Genomic DNA, 25,078 nt, shown 5'->3' on the forward strand with positions numbered 1-25,078 from the left:
GAATGCGCGTCGATTATAACGGACTAGGATTGCGCCGACGTGAGGTAGAGCCGGTGCTGGCGGATGTAGGCGGCCACCGCTGCCGGCAGCAGCTGCTCCCAGCCTTGCCCGGCGGCGATCCGCCGGCGCACCTCGCTGGCCGATTCCGGCTGCAGCGGCTGGTGCAGGCGGTACACCCCGCCGGCCGCGGATGCCAGCAGCGCCGTCGGCGAGCCAAGCCATCTACCGTCCAGCTGCTGTTGCAGCGGCGGCCGCAGCTCACCGTCCAGCGGCGAGCCCGGCCGTGGCGCGACCACGAAATGGGTCAGGTCGAACAAGGCCCGCCACTCACGCCAGTCGGGCAGGCCGATCAGGCTGTCGGCGCCAATCAACAGTGCAATCGGTACCCGCGGTCCGACTTCGTGGCGAATCTGCCGCAGCGTGTCGATGCTGTACGAAGGCATCTGCGGCTGCGCATCGGCGCGTTGCAGCTCGCGTCGATCCAGCACCAGCCCATCGATGCCCGCGATCGCCAGCGCCACCATTTCGGCGCGCTGGCCGGCGTCGGCGCCCGGCGCTGGACGATGCGGCGGATCGGCGGCCGGCATCAGCCGGATATCGGCGCCCAGCTCGTCGCGGGCGGCGCAGGCAATCGCCAGGTGACCGTCATGGATCGGATCAAAGGTACCGCCGTAGAAGATCTGCAACGGCGATGGCCCGCGCATCGCTCAGGCCACCAGCAGGCGCAGGGCCTTGGCATCGGCCACCGCCAGCAGCAGCCGCTCCATCGCCACCCAGGGGTCTCCTGCGGCGCGGCCCTTGGCCATCCGATCCACCCGCGAGGCCTCGGCGACGAAGCGGTCCCAGCGCAGCGGGTTGGCATGTCGTTGCAGCGCGCGCTTGAACGGTGCCTGGCGGCTTTCCCAGATGCCCTGCGCCTTCATTTCCGCGCCGAGATTGCCACCGCTGGCCTGGCAGCGCGCCAGGGCGGCGGTGCGCAGCAATTCCTTGCTGATCATCGGCATCAGGCCGGCGACCATGTCGCCTTCGGCACGCAGGCCCTGGATGATGCGTGACACCTGGCCGCCCTGCCCGGCCAGCATCGCGTCGGTCAACCGGAACACGTCGTAGCGCGCGGCATCGGCGACCAGCGATTGCATCGCCTCGGCATCCAGGGTCTGTTCGCCGGCCAGCAGCGCCAGCTTGTCGATTTCCTGGGCAGCGGCCAGCAGGTTGCCTTCGACCCGTTCGGTCAGCACCAGCGCCGCCTCACGGTCGGCACGCACGCCGCGGCTGCGCAACCGGCTCTCGACCCAACCCTGCAATTCGTGTGGTTTGATCGCCCATGCCACTGCAATCACGCCGATGCGGGCGATGGCGTCGGCCCATTTGCCGTGATGGGCCTTGCTCCATTCGCCGGCGGTAATCAGCAGGATCACATCGGGTGGCGGATTGGCGCAGAAACGGCTGATGACATCGGCACCGTCCTTGCCCGGCTTGCCGGTCGGCAGGCGGATTTCGACCAGCCGCTGGCTGCTGAAAAGACTCGGTGCGTTGAAGGCCTGGTCGAGCTGGTTCCAGTCGAAATCGCGTCCCGAGGCGTCAAACACCTCGCGCTCGCTGATGCCCTGGGCACGCGCCAGGTTGCGCACGCCGTCGGCGGCTTCCAGCACCCGCAAGGTCTCCGGGCCTGCGATCAGGTAGACCGGATGCAGTGCTTCGGTTGCCGCGCGAGCTGCCAGTTGCTCGGGTTTGAGTTCCACTCAGGTCGGGTCGTCGCTGTGGGCCGGTTCAACCGCGGGGCTGGCTTCCACCGGCGCCGGCATGGCCTCGCTGGCCGCCGGCGGCTGCGCTTCCAGCTGCAGTGAGGCCGGGGCGTCGCCATCCTGCGCCGGTGCCGGCATCGTCATCTCTTCGCTGTCGCTGGTGCTGGTGCTGGTGGGAGCCGCCGGATCCTGGACCGGATTCTGCAGGCGCGCACGCACCACGCTGTCGACCCGGCGCAGGATAGAGGCGGCCATTTCGCGGCGCAGCTCTTCGGCCAGGATTTCGCGCTCGGTATCGGTACCGGTCGCGTTCTGCGGCGGCGACACGTAGTCACGCGACAGTTCAATCACCTGCTGTGGCACCAGCACGCTGCCATCGGCACGGGTCAGCATGAAGATGGCGGCGAAGCGCAGACTGTATTCCTGGGCACGGCCATTGGCGTCGATGGCAATCGCGCGATTGCCCCAGCGTTCGGAAATGATGCTCAGCGCGGCCACGTCGGTGGCGTCTTCCGGGGCGATGCTGGCACCGGAGGCGCGCAGGCCGTTGGCGACCTGTTCGGCCAGGGTGCTGTATGACGTGCGCGAGGTCACCTGCACCGGGCCGACGTCGGCCGGCAACATGATGCGGCTGCGCAGATGGAAGCCGCAACCGCTGACGATGGCGATCAGCGCGGCGAGCAGGGAAATTCGGAATAGGGTCATGGGCGAAGTCTGGACGAGCCCGGCGTGGGCGGCAAGGGCGGGAGATGTGACGGCACTGCCAGCCTGCCCGAAAGTGCGTGAACGTGGCTTGAGAGTCGCGTTCCGCACCGTCTGGCCGCCCGGCATCATGCTCACCCGGCGGCGACGATATTGACGATCTTGCCCGGCACCACAATCACCTTGCGCACGGTCAGTCCTTCCAGGAACTTGGCCGTGTTCGGTTCGTTGCGGGCCAGCGATTCGACGGTTTCGCGCGAGGCGTCGGCGGCGACCTCGATGGTACCGCGCAACTTGCCGTTGACCTGCACCGCCAGGGTCAGCGAGTCACGCACCATCGCCGCCGGGTCGGCCTGCGGGAACGGCACGTCTTCGAGCAGGGTTTCGGGGTGGCCCAGGCACTGCCACAAGTGGTGGCTGGCGTGCGGGGTGATCGGGTTCAACAGCAACACCGCCGCTTCCAGTGCTTCCTGGCGCACCGCGCGTGCCTGCTCGCTGTCGTCCTCGAACTTGGCCAGCGCATTGGACAGTTCCATCACCGCGGCGATGGCGGTATTGAAGCTGTGGCGCTTGCCGTAGTCGTTGCCGACCTTGTCGATGGTCTCGTGGGTCTTGCGCCGCAGCGCTTTCTGATCGGCATTCAGCGCGCCGATGTCCAGCGTGACCACGCTGCCCTCTGCCACATGCTTGTTGACCTGCACCCACAGCCGGCGCAGGAACCGGGCCATGCCTTCGACCCCGGCCTCGTTCCATTCCAGCGACTGCTCCGGCGGCGCGGCGAACATCGAGAACAGGCGCACGGTGTCGGCGCCGAACTTGTCGACCATCGCCTGCGGGTCGACGCCATTGTTCTTCGACTTCGACATCTTCTCGCTGCCGCCAACCAGCACCGGCTGGCCGTCGCTGCGCAGGGTCGCGCCGATGACGCGGCCCTTGTCATCGCGCTGGACGTCGACATCGGCCGGGTTGAACCACTCCTTGCCGCCAGCGCTGCCGTCTTCGTTATGCACTTCGCGGTAATAGGTATCGGCGATCACCATGCCCTGGCACAGCAGGTTGAGCGCCGGCTCATTGCTGTCGACCATGCGCGCGTCGCGCAACAGCTTGTGATAGAAGCGGAAATACATCAGGTGCAGGATGGCGTGCTCGATGCCGCCGATGTACTGATCAACCGGTAACCAGTGATTGCCGCGCTTGTCGACCATGTCGCGGGCGCCGGGCGAGGTATAGCGGGCGTAGTACCAGCTCGATTCCATGAAGGTATCGAAGGTATCGGTCTCGCGTTCGGCGGCGCCGCCACATTCCGGACAGGTGGTCTTGCGCCATTCCGGATCCGCCTTGATCGGCGATTTGACCCCGTCCAAAACTACGTTTTCCGGCAATACCACCGGCAGTTGCTCTTCCGGCACTGGCACCGCGCCACAGCTTTCGCAATAGATCACCGGGATCGGACAACCCCAGTAACGCTGGCGGCTGACACCCCAGTCACGCAGGCGGTAATTGACCCGGCGCTGGCCGCGGCCCTGGCGCTCGAAACGCTCGGCGAAGGCTTCAAATGCGCCCTGGTAATCGAGGCCATCAAACTCGCCGGAATTGACCAGCTGCAGATCCTTGCGGGTCTTGTCGGCGTACCAGTCGTGCCACTGGTCGGGGTCGTAGTTCCGCTCTTCCTCGTTCTGTGGCGAGGTCAATGCAATCACCTGCCGGATCGGCAGCTGGTATTTGTGTGCGAATTCGAAATCGCGCTGGTCATGGCCCGGCACCGCCATCACCGCGCCGGTGCCATAGCCCATCAGCACGAAGTTGGCGACCCACACCGGGACCTTGTCGCCGGTAACCGGATGGATGGCTTTCAGGCCGGTGTCCATGCCGCGCTTTTCCTGGGTTTCCAGCTCGGCCTCGGAGACCCCGCCCTGCTTCAGCTCGGCCAGGAAGCTGGCCAGTTGCGGATTATTGGCGGCGGCCTTGTGCGCCAGCGGATGTTCGCCGGCAATCGAGACGAAGGTGACCCCCATCAGCGTGTCAGGACGGGTGGTGAATACGTTCAGCACGTCGCTGCCGCCTTCCACCGCGAAGCTGATTTCCAGGCCTTCGGAACGACCAATCCAGTTGCGCTGCATGGTCTTGACCGAGTCCGGCCAGCCGTGCAGTTCGTCCAGGCCGTCCAGCAATTCCTGCGCATAATCGGTGATGCGCAGGAACCACTGCGGGATCTCGCGCTTTTCCACCAGCGCGCCACTGCGCCAGCCACGTCCGTCGATGACCTGCTCGTTGGCCAGCACGGTTTGATCCACCGGGTCCCAGTTGACCACCGAATTCTTGCGATAAGCCAGGCCCTTGCGCATCAGCCGGGTGAACATGCGCTGCTCGTGCACATAGTATTCCGGGGTGCAGGTGGCGAATTCGCGCGACCAGTCGATGGCGTAACCCAGCGACTTGAGCTGGCTGCGCATGTGTTCGATGTTGGCGTAGGTCCACTTGGCCGGCGCGGTCTTGTTCTTGATCGCGGCATTTTCGGCCGGCAGGCCGAAGGCGTCCCAGCCCATCGGCTGCAGCACGTTCTTGCCGGTCATCCGCTGGTAGCGGCTGATCACATCGCCAATGGTGTAGTTGCGCACATGGCCCATGTGCAGCGCGCCGGATGGATACGGCAGCATCGACAGGCAATAGAACGTCGGCTTGGCCGATGTTTCGTCCACCTCGAACGCCTTGCGCCCGTCCCAGAAGGACTGGGCAGCGGATTCAATGGCTTGCGGGTCGTAGGCGGGGATTTCGGCGGCAGCGGACATGGGGGCGGGCAACGTTACGGCAGCAAAGCCTGCAAGGTTACCGCAGCGCACCACGCGCCGCCATGGATAGGCAGTACGATGGCCCGCATGTCAATCGGGGAATCGCATGTCAGCACGCCTTGTCGCCCTTGCCCTGGCCTGTCTGGCCCCGCTGCCGGTGATGGCCGCCGAAACGGCCGCGCCGGCCACCGTGGCCCTCCATTGCGAGAGGCTGTTCGATGCCCGCAGCGGCCGCATTCTCGGCGAACACACCGTGCTGGTGCGTGATGGCCGCATCGCCGAGGTGCTGCCGGGCCGGGCCAAACTGGCCGCTGCCGAGTCGGTGGTCCTGGCCGGCCACACCTGCCTGCCCGGCTGGACCGACCTGCACGTGCACCTGGATGGCGAATCCAGCCCGCAGAGTTACTCGGAGGGTTTCCGGCTGGATCCGGTGGATTTTGCCTATCGCTCGGTCGGCTACGCCGAAAAGACCCTGCTGGCCGGGTTCACCAGCGTGCGCGACCTCGGTGGCGAGGTGACCCTGCATCTGCGTGACGCGATCAACCAGGATCTGGTGACCGGTCCGCGCATTTTTGCCGCCGGTACCGCGATCGCCACCACCGGCGGCCACGCCGACCCGACCAATGGCTACAACACCCACCTGTCGCACCTGATTGGACCGCCCGGCCCGACCGATGGCGTGATCAACTCGGTCGACGAGGCCCGGCAGGCCGTGCGCCAGCGCTACAAGGACGGCAGCGACGTCATCAAGATCACCGCGACCGGCGGCGTATTGAGCTATGCCAAATCCGGCGATGCGCCGCAGTTCACCCTCGATGAAATCAAGGCCATCGTAGATACCGCCAACGATTACGGTTTCCGGGTCGCCGCGCATGCGCACGGCAGCGAAGGCATGAAGCGCGCGGTACTGGGCGGGGTGACCAGCATCGAGCACGGCACCTACATGAGCGATGAGGTCATGCGGCTGATGAAGCAGCACGGCACCTGGTACGTGCCGACGCTGTATGCCGGACGCTTTGTCGCCGACAAGGCCAAAGTGGATGGCTACTTTCCGGCCGTGGTCCGGCCCAAGGCCGCGCGTATCGGCGCGCAGATACAGGACACCGCCGCCAAGGCCTACCACAACGGGGTCAAGATCGGCTTCGGCACCGATATGGGGGTTGGCCCGCATGGCCAGAACGCACACGAATTCCTGTACATGGTTGAAGCAGGCATCCCTGCCGCCTATGCGTTGCAGTCAGCCACCGTGCACGCGGCCGAGGTACTCGGGGTGGATGATCAGGGCGCGCTGGAAGCCGGCATGCGCGCTGACATCATCGCCATGCCCGGCGACCCGGTGGCCGATATCAATGCGGTGCTCGGCGTCGATTTCGTGATGAAGGACGGCAAGGTCTATCGCCGCCCCGAGGCCAGTCCTGGGGCCGAATAAGCCGCCAGTCGCCATGCCGCGACGGCTTCGTGTGTCGGTGTCAACGCGCCGCCCGCGCTGCCACGCAAAGCCATAGCAGCCATAGCCCGTAGGCCAGCCGTTGGGCGATGCCACCGGGCAGGAACGAAACCCCGAACAGCACCATCACCAGTACGCCCAGCGCGGCAACCCGGCTGATCGCCGCCAGCAAGGTCCATTGCGGTTGCCCGCGCAGGCCCCAGGCCAGCAATCCAGCGCCGGCGACGAACGCGACCCACCACAACATCCAGGCGGTGGCATGCAGGCGGCTGGCGTGGTTGTTGAGATCTTCGATGTCCAGCGGCAACAGGCCCAGGGCAATGAAGCCCAGCGCCGACAGGAACAGCAGCTGCGCGCCAATCTTCACCGTCCACGGCGCCGTGTGTGGCAGGCGCCGGCGCAGATCCATCGCCACCACCCCGGCCAGCACGCCCGGCAGCACCAGTCCCAGCAGGTTGAATGCCAAGCCGTGCGGCAGGCCGATGCCACCAAGCAGATCAACCGGGTGCAGGACGTGCGAGTAGCCCTTCAACGCGGCGCCGAAGCCCACCGCGCTGGCAATGAACACCACGGTGGCGGCCAGGCCGAGATGTTTGAGTGCGTGATTGATCCTTGGGTCCACCGTGTCCGCCGTTGCCTGGATGAAGAGAGTTGCGTCGCCTTGCGGCGATTCGCCAGCCGCCATGATAGTGGCTGCGCGGCGTCCGCCGCTGAGCGATCAACACCCGGCGGAGGCGGAGCGATGCCCGCGGGCCACCGGCAACTTGACTCTGGCCCCTGCCGCCACCATGTATGCCGGCAACCACCGACAGGTAAATTCCATGAGCGAACTTCCCCACGTTTTCGACGCCACCACCGAAACCTTTGAGGCCGACGTCCTGCAGAAGTCGTTGCAGGTGCCGGTGCTGGTGGATTTCTGGGCTACCTGGTGCGGGCCGTGCAAGACGCTGGGGCCGATCCTGGAAAAACTGGCGGGTGAATACCACGGTGCGTTCGAGCTGGCCAAGGTCGACGTCGACAAGGAGCAGCAGATCGCCGCCGCGTTCCAGATCCGCTCGGTGCCGACCGTGTTCCTGGTCAAGGATGGACAGATCGTCGACGGCTTCCCCGGCGCCCTGCCGGAAGGCCAGCTGCGCGAATTCCTGTCCAAGCACGGCGTGCTGCCAGCCGCCGCAGCCAATGACGAGGCGCCGGTCGAAGCGGCACCGCTGGACCCGCATGCCGAAGTCCTGCGGCTGCGCGCGGCGGTCGAGGCCGAGCCGGACAAGGACGACCTGAAACTGGATCTGGCGCTGGCGCTGCTGAAGACCGGCGCCATCAGCGAGGCCGACAAACTGCTGCAGGCCCTGCCAGCCAACCTGGCCACCGACGAACGCGCGGTACGCGCCCATGCCCGGCTGGCGTTTGCCAACGCGGTCAAGGATGCGCCGCCGGTGGAAGTGCTGGAAGCGGCCATCGCCGCCGATCCGAAAGATCTGCGCGCGCGCCATCTGCTTGGCGTACAGCACCTGGTTGCCGGCCGTTCGCAGGCCGCACTGGATCAGTTCCTGGAGATGCTGCGGCTGGATCGCGGCTTCGAGGAAGGCTTGCCGCGCAAGGCACTGGTCGATGCGTTCCTGGTCATCGAAGACGACGCACTGGTCAGCAACTACCGGCGCAAGATGTCCTCGCTACTGTTCTAAGGTAGAGCGGAGCTTGCTCCGCTGCCTCCTACGCTCCGCTGTCCGCACGCTCCGCTATCCGCTGGAGGCTCCGCTGCCTCTCCGCTGACTCCGTTGTTTGCGACGACATCCGCGTCCTTACCGCATGACCGATGCGCCAGCGGAGCAAGCTCCGCTCTACGGGAGGGGAGCCACATACGGGTGCGTAGGGTATCCTGCGCATCCGCTTCATCCCTCCGCCGCCAGCCATGAAACCCTCCCGCCTGCGCCATCTGTTCAATTTCTGGCCACCGTTCCTGTTCACCGGCATCCATGTCACCGAACTGGCCGACGACTGGCGCCAGGCGCGGGTCGAGCTGCGGATACGGCCGTGGAACCGGAACTATGTCGGCACCCATTTCGGCGGCAGTCTGTTCGCGATGACCGACCCGTTCTGGATGATCATGGTCAAGGAGTGCCTGGGCCGGGACTATTACGTCTGGGACAAGGCCGCCGAGATTGAATTCGTCAGCCCCGGCCGCGGCACCCTGCATGCGCAGTTCCGCGTCGACGCCGAACTGCTCGAATCCTTGTGTGATGCCGCTGCCGCCGGCGACAAGGTCCTGCGCTGGTTGCCGGTCGACGTGCTCAACGAGCGCAGTGAAATCGTCGCCCGCATCCGCAAGCAGATCTATGTGCGGCTGAAACCGGAAAAACGTCCCTCGCCCAGCGCTTGAGGCAGCGTTGGACAAGTCCGGCAAGCCTTACAATGGCGGCATGTCCAATCCCTCCCCCGCCCCCCGTACGTCCCTGCAGAAGCTGTTCCTGACAGGCCTGTTGACCCTGCTGCCCATCTGGCTGACCTGGGTCGTGGTCAAGTTCGTGTTCGTGCTGCTGTCCGATGCCAGCAAGCCCATCGTCGGTCCGCTGTCACAGGAAATCGCCGCCTCGTTCCCACAGTCGCTGGGCTGGATCAGCGCGTTGTGGGTGCAGAACACCATCGCGATGGTGGCCACGGTCGGGGTGATCCTGCTGGTCGGCTTCCTCGCCCGCCGGGTCATCGGCCAGCGCATCCTCGGCTGGTTCGAACTGCTGATCTTGCGGGTGCCGCTGGCCAGCACCATCTACACCAGCGCGCGCAAACTGCTGGACATCCTGCAGACCAAGCCGGGCAGCACCCAGCGCGTGGTGCTGGTCGACTTTCCGCATCGCGAAATGAAGTCGGTGGGCCTGGTCACCCGGGTCATGCGCGAGGAAGGCAGCGGTCGCGAGTTGGCCGCAGTCTATGTGCCGACCACGCCCAACCCGACCTCCGGCTACCTGGAAATCGTGCCGGTGGAACTGCTGACGCCGACCGACTGGAGCGTCGACCAGGCGATGAGTTTCATCATCTCCGGTGGCGCGGTGGCGCCGGAAAGCATGCCATTCACCCGCGCCGGCGAACGCTGACACGATGGCGGCCGTGCGTCCGTTGAATGATCGCGCGACCCGCCTGTTCATCGCGCTGGCGGCGTTCTTCTGCGTCAACGCGGTGCTGGCCGAATTCATAGGCGTCAAGATTTTCGCGCTCGAGGACACCCTTGGCATCGCGCCGCTGGAATGGAACCTGTTCGGGCGCAGCGGTTCGCTCAATTTCACCGTCGGCACCCTGCTGTGGCCGTTCGTGTTCGTGCTGACCGATACCGTCAACGAATTCTTCGGTCGCCGTGGGGTGCGCTACGTCTCGTGGCTGGCGGTGGCGCTGATCATCTATGGCTTCCTGTTCGCTTTCCTGGCCATCGCCGCGGCACCGGCCGGCTGGTGGGTGGAAGCCGCCCGTGAGCAGGGCGTGCCGGATTACCAGGCCGCCTTCGCCGCGATTTTTGGCCAGGGCATGTGGTCGATTGGCGGTTCGATCGTGGCGTTCCTGGCGGGCCAGCTGATCGACGTGTCGGTATTCCACCGCATCCGCGCGGCCACCGGCGAACGCTGGGTATGGCTGCGCGCGACCGGCTCGACCGCGGTCTCGCAACTGGTCGACAGCTTCGTGGTCATCTATGTGGCGTTCGTGCTCGGCCCGCAGCACTGGCCGACGGATCTGTTCCTGGCGGTCAGCAGCGTCAACTACATCTACAAGATGCTGGCGGCGCTGGCGATGATTCCGCTGCTGTATTTGATGCGTCACGGCATCCGCCGTTACCTGGGCGACGAACGTGAACGGCAGCTGCGACTCGACGCCGCAAGCGATTGAATTTGATGGTTAAATCCTGATCTGTTCACGTTTCCAGCAGGCCGCTGCCTTAGCATTGCGTGATGAAATATTTCCTCGTCTCCCTGTTGCTGGCCCTGACCGGCGCCAGCAGCGTGGCCGCGCACGCGCCAGAGCGCGCGGCCAGGCGCCTGGCCAGCAATGCCTCGCCAGCCGCCCCCACCCAGGCCAATACCGCGCCAGAAGCTGCGCCGCCAGCGGTTTCATCGCCGCTGTCTTCGCTGGCGCCGGCCGCCGATCCGCAGGTGCTGGCGCTGGGTCTGTCGGCGATGCAGTGCGCGCAGGCACACGGCACCGGCGTCAATGCCACCCGCCTGGCGATCATCGATTACAGCCGCTCGTCACTGACGCCGCGGCTGTGGGTGTTCGATCTGGCCCGGCAGAAGCTGCTGTACCACGAACTGGTCGCGCACGGACAAGGCTCAGGCGGCGACATCCCGACCCGCTTCTCCAATGACGAAGGCACCCACGCCTCCAGCCTCGGGCTGTTCTATACCCAGGGCACTTACCAGGGCCGCAACGGCTATTCACTGCGCATGCAGGGGCTGGACCCCGGCTTCAACGATGCCGCGCTGGCGCGGGCCATCGTGATCCACGGCGCCGACTACGTGAATGCCGACAACGGCAAGCGGATGGGCCGGCTGGGCCGCAGCTGGGGCTGCCCGGCGCTGCGCAAGGCGGTGGCCAAACCGATCATCGATGTATTGAAAGACGGCCAGTTTGTGTTTTCCTATTACCCGCAGCAGGCCTGGCTGACGCGCTCGTCGCTGGCCCAGTGCGCGATGGCACGTGCACAGCTGGCGCCGGTTGCCGGAAGGCTCTCAAGCCTGCACTGATCCCTCTTTCAAAAAAGGAAGCCCGCGTATGCGACGTTTGGCCCGTTTATCGAGTGTATTGCTGGGCGTGTTGCTGGGCGTGGGAATGGCGGGCAATGCCGCCGCGGTTCCGTTCTGGGGTGCCAAACAGTCCAGCCCGGTCGATACCCATGCCAGCGAGCTGAAGCCCGGCGAGTGGTTCTGGGCTGGCGACGACAAACAGGCCGGGCCGATGGCGGTGGTGGTCAGCCTGACCGAACAGCGCGCCTACGTGTATCGCAACGGCATCCTGATCGCGGTGTCGACGGTCAGCACCGGCAAACCGGGTCATGAGACGCCGACCGGTGTGTTCACCATCCTGCAGAAGGACAAGGACCACCACTCCAGCATCTACAACTCGGCACCGATGCCCTACCAGCAGCGGCTGACCTGGGGTGGCGTGGCACTGCATGCGGGTGGCCTGCCCGGCTATCCGGAATCACACGGCTGCGTGCACCTGCCGACCGCGTTCGCGCAGCATCTGTTCGAAGCCTCCAACATGGGCATGACCGTGGTCGTCGCCGAGGAAGGTTCGGCGCCGGTCAACGTCGTCCACCCGGGACTGGTCAGCCCGATCAATCCCGACACCGGCGCCGATGTGGTGATACCGCTGCTGGAAGACGGCACTGCCTGGCGTTGGGACGGCGACTCGGCCGACCCGGTCGTGCTGGCCGCCGACGGTGGCGTCGTGTCCACCAGCGCGTCCACCAGCGCGGCGCCCGCCGCTCCCACTGCGGCCCAGGGCAAGCCGGCGACCGCCAAGGAAGGTCCGATTTCGATGGTGCTCAGCCGCAGCGACCGCATCCTGTTCGTCTATCGCAACGGTGTCGAAGTCGGCCGCAGTCGCATCGCCCTGCGCGGCGCGCCGACCCGGATGGGTACCCATGCCTATATCGTTTCGGCCGGTTTCCAGCCGCCGGCCGCTGGCTCGGACATGCGCCAGGCACGGATGCCGGAATGGATTGCCATCGGCATTCCCGGTCGCGAGGGCGAACAGGGGGTGCCGGTGCCGACCGCCGAAAGCAGCCAGTTCGACATCCCGCCCGGCTTCATCGCCAAGGTATTGCCACTGGTACGACCAGGCACCGTGCTGGTGGCCACCGACGGCCAGATCATGCCGCAATCGACCGGCCCGCAACTGCAGGTAATCAACGCCGATCCGCCCCCAGGCCACGACCCGGCGACGCGCTGAAGCGCGCTTGCATGATCGCTGGCTGGCGACTGGCGTCAGCCCAGATCCTGGATGATGGCCCGGGCGGCATTGTGGCCCGGCGCGCCGGTCACGCCGCCACCGGGATGGCTGCCGGCGCCACACAGGTACAGGCCGTCGACCGCGCCGCGGTAGTCGGCCTGGCCGAGCACCGGGCGCGCACTGAACAACTGGTTGAGCGACAGCGCGCCGTGGAAGATGTCGCCGCCCAGCAGGCCGAACGTCCGCTCCAGATCCAGCGGACTCATGATCTGCCGGCCCAGCACCTGCGCGGCAAAGCCCGGCGCATAGCGATCAACGGTGGCGATCATCAGGTCGGCGACCGTTTCCCGATGGTCATCCCAGTGGCGGCCACCGGACAGCTGCGGTTGCACGTGCTGGCAGAACAGGCTGGCCACGTGCTGGCCAGCCGGCGCCAGGCTGTCATCCAGGGTCGAGGGAATCAGCATCTCGACAATCGGTTCGCGCGACCAGCCTGATTCGCGCGCGTCGCGGTAGGCGCGATCCATGTAATCCAGCGACGGCGCCAGGATGATGCCCGCGGTCAGGTGATCGCCCGGCCCTGGCAATGCGCTGAAACTGGGCAGCCCGGACAAGGCGACGTTCATACGGAACGTGCCCGAGCCGCAGCGCCAGTGGCGCATGCGTTCCCGGGTCGCCTGCGGCACCGTGTCCTCGGCCATCAGCTGCTGATAGAGCAGTTTCGGGTTGACGTTGGAGACCACGGCGCGGGCACGCAATGTCTCGCCCTCCGTGGTGACCACGCCCACCGCACGGCCTGCCTCGACCAGCACCTGTCGCACTCCGCAGCCGGTGCGCAGGGTCACGCCTTCGGATTCGGCACTGCGCGCCATCGCCTGGGTGATCGCGCCCATCCCGCCAATTGCGTGTCCCCAGGCCCCTTTTACCCCGTTGACCTCGCCGAACACGTGGTGCAGCAACACGTACGCAGTGCCGGGTTCGTAGGGGCTGGCGAAATTGCCTACGATGCCGTCGAAGCCGAACAATGCCTTGACCGGATCGCTCTCGAACCAGCGCCCGAGATATTCGGCAGCGGAGATGGTGAACAGATCCAGCAGCTCCTGACGCAGTGTTTCATCCAGCCGGTGCAGGCGCCGGGCCAGTCCGGCCGCGCGCATCAATTCCGGCAGCGCCTGCCACCAACGGCCATCGGTGATGTTGGGCGGTGCCTGCAGCACCAGAGCGCGCAACACGTCGGCCAGTTGTTCCAGCCGCGCTTCGTAGCCATCGAGGCGTTCTGCATCGGCGCTTGAGAAAACCGCAAACGAACGCCGGCTGTCACCACCACCGGTCAGCAGATACCGGCCATCGGGCAGTGGCAGGAAGTTGTTGCGCCTGCGTTCGACGATGCGCAGACCATGTTGGTGCAGCTGCAGGTCGGCGATTATCTTCGGCTGCAGCAGCGATACCGTATAGGACGCAACCGAATTGCGGAACCCGGGATAAAACTCTTCGGTGACGGCGGCGCCGCCGACGACATCCCTGCGTTCCAGGACCGTAACGTTCAACCCTGCCCTGGCCAGGTAATTCGCACAGACCAGCCCGTTGTGCCCTGCCCCAATGAGAATCACATCATAATTGAGTCGTTGCTTTGGCATGGTCGGCCGGTTTTCCTGACAGTGGGGAGCCCATCACAGTATGGCGCAGCCTATAATCGCTCGAATGTCTTTCTACGGTTGCAGTATGCGCACCAAGCATCGCCCCGGGCACACGCCGCGCAGCGGCCTCCTGCTGCTGCCACTGTTGGTTCTTTTCTGGCTCAGCCCGCCGGCGTCGGCGGAAGACTGGGTATACCGGGTCAAACCAGGCGACACGCTCTGGGATCTGGCCGGTGAATATCTCAAACCCGGCATCCGCTGGCAGCGTCTGCAGCGCCACAACCACATCGGCAATCCGCGCCAGCTGCCACCCGGCACGTCGCTGCATTTTCCATTGCAGTGGCTGCAGCAGGAACCGGCAGTGGCCAGCGTGACCGCGGTGGCCGGCACCGCGACCTACCGGCCTGCCGACGGCCAGCCCGCGCAGCCGGTCATCGAAGGCATGCAACTGCAGGTCGGCGCCATGCTGCAAACCGCTGCACAAGGCTCACTGAGCCTGAAGTTCGCCGACGGTTCGCGCATGCAGTTGCGCAGCAACAGCGAGTTGCACCTGGACCGCATGAGCCGTTACGGACGTAAAGGCATGTCCGATACACGCATGCGCCTGCAGCGCGGTCGCATCAACAACGATGTTGCTCCGCAGAAAGGCGGCAATGCCAGTTTCATCGTCGAGACCCCGTCGGCGACCTCATCGGTACGCGGAACCCAGTTCCGCATTGATGCCGCGACCGGCAGCACCGATACCGAGGTACTGCACGGCAGCGTGATGGTCGAAGCCGCCGGCCCGGGTACCGTGCTGCCGGAAGGCATGGGCGCCAGCGTCGCCCTCGGCCAGACCACGCCGCCACGTGCACAGCAACTGCTGCCGGCACCGGATCTGTCCGCTATCGACAAGCGTTACCTGGCCGGCGAGACGAAACTGCAATGGACGCCACTGGAAGGCGCAACCGGATACCGGCTGTTGCTGAGTACCGACCCGGACTTCCGCACCACCCAGCTGGATACCACTGTCGTGACCGCCGGCATCGACCTGCGTGACCTGCCCGAAGGCGACTATCACCTGTTGCTGAGTGGCATCAAGCAGTCACTCGAGGGCCGCGAGGCGCGCGCGGCGTTCGTCGTCGACGCCACTCCCAAGCCGCCGTTCGTGCTCAGTCCGCAACCCGGCAGTGCGGTCTATTCACCCTTGGCATTGGCTTGGGCGCAATCGGACGGCGCGTCCGCCTACCGGTACCAGATCGCCAGCGATGAGGACTTCAGCAGCATCGTGCTGGAGGCCGACGGCATCGCCGATACCCGGGTCGTACTCCCCGACCAGTTGGCCCCCGGCAGCTACTACTGGCGGGTAGCCGGCCTTGATGAGCAGGGCCAGCGCGGACCCTATGGCGACCCGGTGGGTTTCCGGCTGCGTGATGGCAATGCCACCCTCGACATGAACGTCAATGCCGCACGCGAGGTCAGTTTCCACTGGAATGCTGAAAAGGACGCGCAGGGCTACGAATTCCAGCTATCGCGCTATCACGATTTCCGGGTCATCAAGGAAGCCAGGCAGGTCGACAAGCCCTCGGTGACCCTGGGCAAACTGGCGCCGGGCAACTGGTATGTGCGCGCCCGTGCGCTGGATGCCGGTGGCGGCAATGGCGAATTCCCGCCTGCGCAGAAAATCAGGGTGCCGTGGGGGTTCTTTTCCTCCGCGCCCTGGCACCCGTGATCAGTGGAAGGTCGATACAGACATTGAACGCACTCAAGCCCAATCATCGCCTGCTGTTGACGGTCGCGGCCGTCGCCCTGGTCCTGCTGTTGAGCATGGCCGGCCGTTCCGGCTGGCTGGCCGGCACCGACAACTGGATCTATGACCGGCTGGCCGCCGGCATGGCCGACGAAGCCGATCCGCGCATCGTGCTGGTCACGATTGACGAGAAGAGCCTGTCCGAACTGGGCCGCTGGCCGTGGTCGCGGCGCACGCATGCGCAACTGATTGACCAGCTCGGCCAGATCGGGGTCCAGGGTATCGCCCTGGACCTGCTGCTCAGCGAGCCGGCGCTGTACGATCCGGAGGGCGACGCGCTGCTGGCCCGCTCGCTGAACCGCAGCGGCAAGGTGGTGCTGCCGGTGTATGCCGAGCCGCGCCAGCAGAACAGTCCCGCGGTCGAGTTGCTGCCAATCCCGGAATTCTCCGCTTCAGCGGCCGCGCTCGGGCACGCCGACATGGCCATGGACGAAGATCGCGTGGCACGCAGCAGCTTCCTCTATGCCGGCCTGGGATCGGCGCGCTGGCCGGTGCTGGCACTGGCGCTCTATCAGCTGGGCAGTGATGCCGAACAGATGCGCATGCCGGGCGAACGCGCGCCGCGCGGCATCGAACAGTCGCCTTATCACTGGCTGCGCGACTATCGGGTGATGGTGCCGTACGCGCGTCCTGCCAACAGCTTCCAGCATGTGTCCTATGTCGACGTGCTGAAGAACCGGGTGCCGCATTCATTGCTGGCCGGCAAATGGATCCTGGTCGGCGTCACCGCCGCCGGCATGGGCGATCACGTGCGGGTACCGCTGGACAACAATCCTTCCGGCATCGCCGGCGTGGTCTACCAGGGCAACCTGCTGAACATGCTGCTGCACGGCAGCGCGGTCAGCCCCTTGCGTCCGTGGCTGCAGGTGTTGCTTTCGGTACTGCTGGCAGCGCTGCCATTGACCCTGGCCGGACGCGCCGGCATGCGCCGGTTCTGGCGGCCGATCGCATTGACCACGGTGCTGACGTTGCTGGTGCCCTATGTCGGCATGCGCGTCTGGCATGTCTGGTTTGCGCCCAGCGCCACGCTGCTGGTGCTGGCCCTGGGTGCCAGCCTGGCGATTTACCGGTTGTTGCGGCATACCTTCCAGCAGGCGCAATCGGATGCGTTGACCGGCCTGGCCAACCGCAACCGTTTCGACCGTGCGCTGGAACAGGAGACCCGCGACGTGGTCCGCTCCGGCCAGCCGCTGTCGCTGCTGCTGCTGGATATCGACCACTTCAAGCAGCTCAATGACAGCCATGGCCACAGCGGCGGCGATGCGGTGCTCCGTTCACTGTCCAAGGTGCTGCTCAGCCGCGCCCGGCGACCGCGCGATCTGGTGGCGCGGCTGGGCGGTGATGAGTTCGCGGTGCTGCTGCCGGAGACGTCGGCGCAGGCGGCGGCGACCATCGCCACCACCATCCATGTGGACCTGGCCAACATCTCGTCGCGGGCCGAAGGCGAGGGCCCGTGCCCGCCGTTCACCGCCAGCATCGGCATCCACACCGCGCTGGCGGCCGATGCGCTGGAAGCCAACCAGCTGTTCGACCGCGCCGACACCGCGCTGTACCGCGCCAAGCAAAGTGGACGCAACCGCAGCAGCCATCTGGACAGTCCGCTGGAGACCGGCCCATCTGCCCCATGACGCAACAGGGTGCCACCTGCGGGCGGTGCGCCATGACTGATGTAAAAAATGGGTTCATGGCCCGCCATGACCTTCGACACCCCCGCCCCGTCATGCAGCAGCGTAGAGTCGCTGCCACGCCCTGACGGGCATCTTTCTTGATCATTGCCCTCTGGGGCCGGAGTTAATCGTGAGCGTTAGCAAACCCAAATTGCTGTTACTTTCCCTGGCCGTGGCCAGCACCCTGGCTGCCTGCAAGAAGGGCGATGAAGCGCCCGCCGCAGCTGCTGACAGCACCGCCAAGGCCGACAGCCACGCGCTGACGCTGGACGAGAGCAAGCTGCCGGGCGTCAACCGCTTCCAGCTCAGCGATCTGGACAGCAGCAAGAATGCCTGTACCGATTTCAGTGGCTACGTCAACGGCAAATGGCTGGCCGCCAACGAGATCCCGGGCGATCGCACCAGTTGGGGTGCGTTTGAAATGCTCGACGAGCGCTCCACCGCGGTCCAGCGCCAGCTGGCCGAACAGGCCGCCGCCGATGCCGATGCCACCGGCGTCGAGAAGATCGTCGGCGACTTCTGGGCCACCGGCATGGACAAGGACAAGATCAACCAGCAGGGCGTGAGCCCGCTGAAGTCGCACCTGGACGCCATCGCCGCGCTCGACAGCCAGGACAAGATTGCAGAATACCTGCGCAGCAGCGCCGCCAAGGGCGAGAACTTCCTGTTCGGTTTCGGCGCCGAGGCCGATTTCAAGGACTCGCAGAACAACATCGCCTACGCCAGCCAGGGTGGCCTGGGCCTGCCTGATACCACCTACTACTTCGATGCCGACAAGAAGGACAAGCTGGAGGCCTACCAGGCCCACGTAGCCAAAGTCCTGGAATTGTCCGGCGTGGCCGCGGCCGATGCCGCCGCCCAGGCCAAGGACGTGGTCGCGTTCGAAACCCGCCTGGCCAAGGCCTCCAAGTCCAAGGTCGAGATGCAGCGCGACGTGTCGCTGTTCTACAACCCGGTGAGCCCGGCCGAAGCCGACAAGCTGACCCCCAACTTCCCGTGGACCAAGTTCTTCGAATCGCAGGGCGTGGCGGTGCCGAAGATGTTCTCGCTGGCCATCCCCGCCTTCCATGAAGAAGTCAGCAAGATGCTGGCCGACGTGCCGGCGCAGCAGTGGCAGAGCTACCTGCGCTTCCACACCGTGGACGGCGCCGCGCCGTACCTGTCGGATGACTTCGTCGAAGAGAATTTCAACTTCTACAGCAAGACCATGCGTGGCCAGAAGGATCTGAAGGAACGCGGCAAGCGCGTGCTGGACGTGATCGAGAACGAAGCCGGCGAAGCCCTTGGCCAGATGTACGTGAAGGTCGCATTCCCGCCCGAATCCAAGGCCAAGATGGAAACCCTGATCCAGAACCTGCGCGACGCACTCAAGGTGCGTATCGAGAACCTGGCCTGGATGAGCGACGAAACCAAGCAGAAGGCAATGGAAAAATGGGCCGCCTTCACTCCCAAGATCGGTTACCCCGACAAGTGGCGTGACTGGGCCGGTCTGGAAACCAGCCGCGACAGCTACATCGGTAACGTGCTGGCCGCCAACCAGTTCAACTACCAGTGGAACCTGGGCAAGATCGGCAAGCCGGTCGACAAGACCGAATGGGGCATGCCGCCGCAGATGGTCAACGCCTACTACAACCCGCTGCAGAACGAAGTGGTGTTCCCGGCCGCGATCCTGCAGCCGCCGTTCTTTGATCCCAATGCGGACGATGCGCTCAACTATGGCGGCATCGGTGCGGTGATCGGCCACGAAATGACCCACGGCTACGATGACCAGGGCAGCCGCTTCGGGCCGACCGGCAACTTCGAGCAATGGTGGACCGATGCCGACGCCAAGGGCTTCACCAGCCGTACCGACAAGCTGATCAACCAGTTCGACGGCTACGAGGCCGCGCCGGGCATGAAGGTCAGCGGCAAGCTGACCTTGGGTGAGAACATCGCCGATCTCGGTGGCCTGGCCACCGCCTACGACGCGATGAAGAAAGCCGCTGGCGACACCCCGGACCCGATGATCGATGGCTTGAGCCGCGACCAGCGCTTCTTCCTCAACTGGGGTACCGTGTGGCGCCGCAACTTCACCCCGGATGAGCTGAAGCTGCGCGTCAACACCGACGAACACGCACCGGCCAACTTCCGCGCCATCGGTGCGCCGTCCAACCTGCCCGCCTTCGCGGCCGCCTTCAGCTGCAAGGCCGGTGACCCGATGGTGCGTAGCGAAGACAAGCAGGTGGTCATCTGGTAAGTCCACGACAGCCGTAGCACCCTGCGCAAAGGCCCGGTCTGACCGGGCCTTTGCCTTTTGGCGGGCATGCTTCCGTCGTCCTCGAACGTGCTTGTCGAAATAGGCCTGCCGTGCACTGTATGACAACGCAGGCTTGCTAGAATCAGCGTCTTCCGCATTCCATGGACAGTCCCCTGATGCCCCAGCTTCGCGCCATCGTCGTCAAACCCGCTGCCCTCGCCTTCGCGCTGGTCATCGCCCTCGGTGCCAGCACCGATGCCCAGGCGGCGAAGAAGAAAAAGTCCAAGGCACCGGCGGTGCCTGCGGTTTGCAGCGACTTCTACAGCAGCGCCAACGCCGATTGGCTGAAGGCCAATCCACTGGGCGCCGACGTCGCTTCGATCAGCGCCATGGGCATGCTGCGCGAGCGCACCCAGCAACAGCAGCGCGACCTGCTGGACGCGGCAATGAACGCGCCGCAGGGCAAGGTGCAGAAACTGCTGGGTGACTTCTGGGCCAGCGGCCTGGACGAAGCGGCGGTGGAAGCCGATGGTTCGCAGCCGATCGCACCGCTGCTGGATCGCGTCAACGCCATCCGCAAGGCCAAGGAGATCCCGGCCGCCATCGCCGCCCTGCACCAGGTCGGCATCCCGGTGGTGTTCAATTTCAGCCCGGACGTCGACCTGCGCGCACTGGACCGCCACATCGGCTACTTCACCCAGGGCGGCATGGGCCTGCGCGACCCGGCCTTCTACACCCGCACCGATGCACCGACCCGCGAACTGATGGGTCGCTACCTGGCCTACGTCAAGCAGATTCTCGCCCTCACCGGCACCCCGCAGGACAAGCTCGATGCCGACGCCCAGGCGGTCATTGATCTGGAAACCCGGTTCGCCCAGGTTTCCAAGCCGCTGGACCAGTTGAACGATCCGTTCGCCAACTACACCGTGGTCGGGGTCAAGGAACTGGGCAAGCAGTACCGCAACCTGCAACTGCCGGAATTCCTCGAAGTCCAGGGCGTGAGCGACAACGAAGTGTCGATGGCCGACCCGCAGTTGTTCCAGCAGATCGATGCACTGGTCAAGTCGCTCAAGCCTGAGCAGTGGAAGGCCTATCTGCGCTGGCGCATCGGTGACTCGATGGCACCCTACCTGGCCAAGTCGTTCCGTGATGCCGAATTCAATTTCCGTGGCCAGACCCTGCGTGGCCAGACCACGCCACCGCCGCGCTGGCAACAGGTGCTGGATGCCATCAACCAGGCCGCCGGGCCGATGCTGGGCAAGGAATACGCGGCCCGCTACCTGCCCGACAGCAACGACCAGCGCGCCGAACAGATTGCCGGCCAGATCCGTGATGCGATGGGCCGCGGCATCGAGCGCAACAGCTGGATGAGCGCCGAAGCCAGGACCGAAGCCAAGGCCAAGCTGGACAAGCTGAAGATCGAAGTCGGCACGCCACGCCGTGACATCGACTACAGCGTGCAGCCGATGGGCCGCGGCAGCTTTGGCGGCAACATGCTGATCGCGTCGACCTGGCGCCATCGCGAGGAGATGAAGCGCATCGGCAAGGGCAACGCGGATCGTCGCTGGGATGTGCTGCCACAACAGCCAGCACTGGCCTACGACCTGGCCCAGAACCGCCTGATCGTCACTGCCGCGGTGCTGCAGCCACCGGTATTCGATACCGCCCAGCCGTCGGCGGCGCTGTACGGTGCCTATGGCGCACTGGTCGGCCACGAGCTCAGCCGCGGCTTCGACAACAAGGGCCGCATGGTCGATGCACAGGGCAAGTTGCGCGAATGGTGGACACCGGCCGATCTAGCCGCCTGGAATGCACTGGGCGCGCGCGTCAGCAGCCAGTACGGCAGCTATCCGTATCCGGGGCTGACCGGGATCAAGCTCAACGGTCCACTGACCCAGGACCAGAACCTGGCCGATCTGTCAGGCGTGGAACTGGCGTGGGATGCCTACCTCAACGCCGAGCCGAACGCCGACAAGGCCGGCAAGGAAGCCTTCTACAAGGCCTGGGCGGGGATGTGGGCACAGCAACTGTCCGAGTCGCAGGCCGCGCAGATGGCCAACAGCGACGTCCGCGCACCGGGCCAGTGGCGCGCCAATGGCCCGCTGGTCAACCAGCCGGCATTCGGCGAAACCTTCGCCTGCAAGGCCAGCCAGCCGATGCAGGTCAAGGAAGGCGAGGACATCCGCATCTGGCGTTGAAGCCGGCACAACATTGCCGGCCATGCGGGTCGCGGTCGGGATGACAACGTTGCAATGACAAAGGGCAGGATCGCGATGATCCTGCCTTTTTTCATGTCATTGATGGGCGCCGAAACCAGTGCCGCGGTGCCGGTCGCGGCTATTTGACGATGCGCATCCGTGGTCCACCGCCACGGCCGCCGAACGGCGACTGTCCGCGCCAGTAGCGGATCAGCAGCCAGCCAAACAGCATGCCGCCCAGATGGGCGAAATGGGCCACACCGGGTTGCCAGCCAGTGAAGCCGAGCAGCAACTCGGCCGCGCCATACAGAATGACGAAAGTGCGCGCCTTCATCGGGATTGGCGGGATCAGCAGCATCACCCGGTGGTTGGGGAACAACATGCCATAGGCCAGCAGCAGGCCGAACACGCCGCCCGACGCACCCACCGTCGGATAGGCGGTACCGCCGTTGGACATTACCCACCAGCCGACGATCAACTGCAGCAACCCGGCGCCGACGACGCAGACGAGGAAATAGGTCAGGAAGCGCTTCTCGCCCCAGGTCTGTTCCAGCGGCGCGCCAAACATGTACAGCGCCAGCATGTTGAAGAACAGGTGGGAGAAGCTGCCGTGCATGAAGCCGTAGGTCAGCAGTTGCCAGATCTCGAAACCCGGCTGGTCGCTGCTGTACAGGCCACTGTTCGGCGGCCACAACATGAAGTTGGCCAGTGCGAAATCGCCCAGCGACTTCTGCAGCAGAAACACCACCACGTTGGCAATCAACAGTGCCTGGGTGACCTTGGGAAGGCGCGGAAACATGCAAACCCCTTGCTGGATGGAACGTGCATGATAACGGCGCATCCGCGACCGCGCTGAACGGAGCCGCCGGCAGCCGTCAGCGGCGCTTGCCGTTCGCTGGCGCAGGCCCCCAGATCTGCGCATCGAGGAGCTGTTCGCGCGAGGGCATGCTGACCCGGCCCCGCGTGACCTGCACGCCTTCGGCCCGCAGCCGCTGGCTCTGTTCGCGATAACCCCGCGAACCTTCCGGCAGCGCGATCCGTCCGTCGGCGCGCAGCACCCGGTGCCAAGGCAACAGCGGGTCGCTGTTGTGGCTCAGCACGCGCGCAGCCAGGCGGGCGCGGCCGGGCAATCCGGCGCGACGGGCGACATCGCCATAACTGCTGACCTGCCCGGCCGGTATCGCGCGCACCGCCGCCAGGATTCGTGCTTCATCCGTCATCTCCGCCATCGCGCTACCATACCGGTCCTGTCGTACCGGAGCACATCATGCAGAACTTCGAGCGGATCCGCAGCCACCTGCATACCGCTGGCTACAAGGTCACCATGCAGGATCCCTATGTGGCCTGCGTGGAACTGTCGCTGGCCAACGGTGCCCGCCACCAGGCAATTTTCCTGTCCGAACTGGGCAATGACGACGAACGCGGCTATCTGCGCGTCAGCACCGTCATCGCCCCGATCACCGGCATCGACGCCAAGCGTGCACTGGCTTTCAACTGGCAGAGCAGCGTCGGCTACCTGGCCTTGGGTGACCTCGACGGCGTGCCCTATCTGCAACTGTGCGAAAACCGTCCCTATGAGGGCCTGACCGCGGCGGAAGTGGATCGATTGATCATCGAGATTGGTGGCCTTGGCGACAGCATGGAGCGTGCGCTGTCAGCCGACGGCGACCTGCTGTAGGCCAGGCCTGCGCCGTCCCAACGTGCCGGCCACGGTGGCAGCCGCGCAAAATCCAGACAAATAGAAACGCCGGGACATTGCCCGGCGTTTCTATTTGCTTTGCCATCGACGGCGGCGAAGAATGCCTGCCTTACGCCCAGCCCAGCGCTTCCAGCAGACGCAGCAGACCGTAGGCGATGCCGCCGGCGGCGGGAATGGTCAGGATCCAGGCCCAGACGATGCGTTCGATGACGCTCAGTTTCAGCGCGCGCGGGTTCTTGGCGTAGCCCACCCCCATGATCGCGGTCGAGATGCTGTGGGTGGTCGACACCGGCATGCCGAAGTGCGCGGCCACGGTGAGGATGGTGGCCGAGCTGGTTTCGGCGGCAAAGCCGTGGATCGGATGCAGCTTGACCATCTTGTGGCCCAGCGTCTTGATGATCTTCCAGCCGCCCGAGGCAGTACCCATTGCCATCACCACCGCGCAGGTCAGCACGATCCACAGGGCAATGTCCTGGTCGCCACCGTTGCCCGGGTGCATGAATGCCAGCCACGAAGGCAGATCATCGAGGGCGCCGGTGGCCTGGGCACCGAACAGGGTCAGGGCGATGATGCCCATGGTCTTCTGCGCATCGTTGTGGCCGTGGGCGTAACCCATGAAGGCAGCCGAGGCAATCTGCGCCTTGCCGAAGAAACCATTGACCAGCCGTGGCCGCGCCAGCCGCGCCAGCCAGCCGCCGGCCCGCGACATCAGCGCGATCAGACCCCACAGCAGCATCATCATCACCACGCCCATCAGGAAGCCGGCGATCGGTGAGCTGACCATCGGCAACACCACTTTCCACAGGATGCCCTGGTTCTTGGTCCAGTCACCGACGGTCTGCGACCAGATCAGCGAACCCCAGTCATTGTGGCCGGCCGCCAGCGCGGCACCGCACAGCCCACCGATCAACGCATGCGAGGATGACGACGGCAGACCTTTCCACCAGGTGATGAGGTTCCAGATGATGCCGCCCAGCAGCGCGCACAGAATGACCTGCGAGGTGACCTCGACCACTTCGGTGTTGACCAGGCCGGTGGCGATGGTCTTGGCCACCGCGGTACCGGTCAGCGCGCCGACCAGGTTCATGATCGCGGCCAGCATCACCGCCTGCCCGGGGGTCAGCACCTTGGTCGCGACCACGGTGGCGATGGAGTTGGCGGTGTCGTGGAAGCCGTTGATGAACTCGAACACCAACGCCGCCAGGATGACCACCAGGACCAGAGTAAGCATGGGC

20 protein-coding genes and 1 pseudogene are annotated in these 25,078 nt (G+C 65.4%); 12 read left to right on the top strand and 9 right to left on the bottom strand.

Annotation, left to right across the window (positions count from 1 at the left end):
- Nucleotides 1–23: 23 nt before the first annotated feature.
- The 4 genes and pseudogenes from nadD to leuS form a co-directional block, all read right to left on the bottom strand.
- A complete protein-coding gene (nadD, locus tag ABB29_RS11560; RefSeq protein ID WP_057659150.1) occupies nucleotides 24–704 on the bottom strand; it encodes a nicotinate-nucleotide adenylyltransferase in 681 nt (226 codons plus the stop codon).
- 3 nt (nucleotides 705–707) lie between these two features.
- Nucleotides 708–1,742, bottom strand: coding sequence for a DNA polymerase III subunit delta (gene holA, locus ABB29_RS11565; RefSeq protein WP_057659152.1), 1,035 nt, complete (start codon nucleotides 1,740–1,742; stop codon nucleotides 708–710).
- A gap of 75 nt (nucleotides 1,743–1,817) precedes the next feature.
- Nucleotides 1,818–2,450 (bottom strand): annotated as a pseudogene (locus ABB29_RS11570) (LPS-assembly lipoprotein LptE); the annotation flags it as partial.
- Nucleotides 2,451–2,581: 131 nt separating this feature from the next.
- A complete protein-coding gene (gene leuS, locus ABB29_RS11575) occupies nucleotides 2,582–5,236 on the bottom strand; it encodes a leucine--tRNA ligase (RefSeq protein ID WP_057659153.1) in 2,655 nt (884 codons plus the stop codon).
- A gap of 106 nt (nucleotides 5,237–5,342) precedes the next feature.
- Here leuS and ABB29_RS11580 point away from each other — a divergent pair, with 106 nt between their 5' ends.
- Nucleotides 5,343–6,665, top strand: coding sequence for a metal-dependent hydrolase family protein (locus tag ABB29_RS11580; RefSeq protein WP_057659155.1), 1,323 nt, complete (start codon nucleotides 5,343–5,345; stop codon nucleotides 6,663–6,665).
- Between the two features lie 40 nt (nucleotides 6,666–6,705).
- On the opposite strand, the gene ABB29_RS11585 is transcribed toward ABB29_RS11580, so the two are convergent.
- Nucleotides 6,706–7,305, bottom strand: coding sequence for a DUF998 domain-containing protein (locus tag ABB29_RS11585; RefSeq protein WP_245622608.1), 600 nt, complete (start codon nucleotides 7,303–7,305; stop codon nucleotides 6,706–6,708).
- 199 nt (nucleotides 7,306–7,504) lie between these two features.
- On the opposite strand from ABB29_RS11585, the gene trxA reads away from it, so the two are divergent.
- The 6 genes from trxA to ABB29_RS16720 all read left to right on the top strand — a co-directional run bounded on the left by trxA (nucleotide 7,505) and on the right by ABB29_RS16720 (nucleotide 12,617).
- Nucleotides 7,505–8,365 (top strand): thioredoxin, encoded by an 861-nt coding sequence (gene trxA / locus ABB29_RS11590; protein WP_057659483.1) that lies wholly within the window; start codon nucleotides 7,505–7,507, stop codon nucleotides 8,363–8,365.
- Between the two features lie 227 nt (nucleotides 8,366–8,592).
- On the top strand, nucleotides 8,593–9,060 hold the full coding sequence (locus ABB29_RS11595; protein WP_057659157.1) for a DUF4442 domain-containing protein: 468 nt from the start codon (nucleotides 8,593–8,595) through the stop codon (nucleotides 9,058–9,060).
- A gap of 40 nt (nucleotides 9,061–9,100) precedes the next feature.
- Nucleotides 9,101–9,772 (top strand): DUF502 domain-containing protein, encoded by a 672-nt coding sequence (locus ABB29_RS11600; RefSeq protein ID WP_057659485.1) that lies wholly within the window; start codon nucleotides 9,101–9,103, stop codon nucleotides 9,770–9,772.
- A 4-nt stretch (nucleotides 9,773–9,776) separates the two neighbouring features.
- Entirely contained in the window at nucleotides 9,777–10,553 is a 777-nt protein-coding gene (locus tag ABB29_RS11605) for a queuosine precursor transporter (RefSeq protein WP_057659159.1), read from the top strand.
- Nucleotides 10,554–10,615: 62 nt separating this feature from the next.
- Nucleotides 10,616–11,407 carry a murein L,D-transpeptidase catalytic domain family protein gene (locus ABB29_RS11610; protein WP_057659160.1) on the top strand — a complete coding sequence of 264 codons (792 nt, stop codon included), beginning with the start codon at nucleotides 10,616–10,618 and terminating at the stop codon, nucleotides 11,405–11,407.
- 28 nt (nucleotides 11,408–11,435) lie between these two features.
- Nucleotides 11,436–12,617 (top strand): L,D-transpeptidase, encoded by a 1,182-nt coding sequence (locus ABB29_RS16720; protein ID WP_057659164.1) that lies wholly within the window; start codon nucleotides 11,436–11,438, stop codon nucleotides 12,615–12,617.
- Nucleotides 12,618–12,652: 35 nt separating this feature from the next.
- Here the strand turns inward: ABB29_RS16720 and ABB29_RS11620 are convergent, their stop codons facing one another.
- On the bottom strand, nucleotides 12,653–14,254 hold the full coding sequence (locus tag ABB29_RS11620; RefSeq protein WP_057659167.1) for a phytoene desaturase family protein: 1,602 nt from the start codon (nucleotides 14,252–14,254) through the stop codon (nucleotides 12,653–12,655).
- A gap of 85 nt (nucleotides 14,255–14,339) precedes the next feature.
- Here ABB29_RS11620 and ABB29_RS11625 point away from each other — a divergent pair, with 85 nt between their 5' ends.
- The 4 genes from ABB29_RS11625 to ABB29_RS11640 all read left to right on the top strand — a co-directional run bounded on the left by ABB29_RS11625 (nucleotide 14,340) and on the right by ABB29_RS11640 (nucleotide 22,144).
- A complete protein-coding gene (locus tag ABB29_RS11625; RefSeq protein ID WP_057659169.1) occupies nucleotides 14,340–15,965 on the top strand; it encodes a FecR family protein in 1,626 nt (541 codons plus the stop codon).
- A 23-nt stretch (nucleotides 15,966–15,988) separates the two neighbouring features.
- On the top strand, nucleotides 15,989–17,671 hold the full coding sequence (locus ABB29_RS11630; RefSeq protein WP_057659172.1) for a CHASE2 domain-containing protein: 1,683 nt from the start codon (nucleotides 15,989–15,991) through the stop codon (nucleotides 17,669–17,671).
- Nucleotides 17,672–17,864: 193 nt separating this feature from the next.
- Nucleotides 17,865–19,946 carry a M13 family metallopeptidase gene (locus tag ABB29_RS11635; RefSeq protein ID WP_057659487.1) on the top strand — a complete coding sequence of 694 codons (2,082 nt, stop codon included), beginning with the start codon at nucleotides 17,865–17,867 and terminating at the stop codon, nucleotides 19,944–19,946.
- 176 nt (nucleotides 19,947–20,122) lie between these two features.
- Nucleotides 20,123–22,144, top strand: coding sequence for a M13 family metallopeptidase (locus tag ABB29_RS11640; RefSeq protein ID WP_057659489.1), 2,022 nt, complete (start codon nucleotides 20,123–20,125; stop codon nucleotides 22,142–22,144).
- A 139-nt stretch (nucleotides 22,145–22,283) separates the two neighbouring features.
- Here the strand turns inward: ABB29_RS11640 and ABB29_RS11645 are convergent, their stop codons facing one another.
- Nucleotides 22,284–22,943 (bottom strand): rhomboid family intramembrane serine protease, encoded by a 660-nt coding sequence (locus ABB29_RS11645; protein ID WP_057659173.1) that lies wholly within the window; start codon nucleotides 22,941–22,943, stop codon nucleotides 22,284–22,286.
- Between the two features lie 76 nt (nucleotides 22,944–23,019).
- Entirely contained in the window at nucleotides 23,020–23,373 is a 354-nt protein-coding gene (locus ABB29_RS11650) for an MGMT family protein (protein ID WP_083487834.1), read from the bottom strand.
- 38 nt (nucleotides 23,374–23,411) lie between these two features.
- Between ABB29_RS11650 and ABB29_RS11655 the strand changes: the two genes are divergently transcribed.
- Nucleotides 23,412–23,822, top strand: coding sequence for a type III secretion system chaperone family protein (locus ABB29_RS11655; RefSeq protein WP_057659175.1), 411 nt, complete (start codon nucleotides 23,412–23,414; stop codon nucleotides 23,820–23,822).
- Nucleotides 23,823–23,952: 130 nt separating this feature from the next.
- Here the strand turns inward: ABB29_RS11655 and ABB29_RS11660 are convergent, their stop codons facing one another.
- Nucleotides 23,953–25,074, bottom strand: coding sequence for an inorganic phosphate transporter (locus ABB29_RS11660; protein WP_057659177.1), 1,122 nt, complete (start codon nucleotides 25,072–25,074; stop codon nucleotides 23,953–23,955).
- Between the last annotated feature and the right edge of the window lie 4 nt (nucleotides 25,075–25,078).

The organism is Pseudoxanthomonas dokdonensis (assembly GCF_001431405.1).
In the GTDB taxonomy this organism is placed as follows: Bacteria; Pseudomonadota; Gammaproteobacteria; order Xanthomonadales; family Xanthomonadaceae; genus Pseudoxanthomonas_A; species Pseudoxanthomonas_A dokdonensis.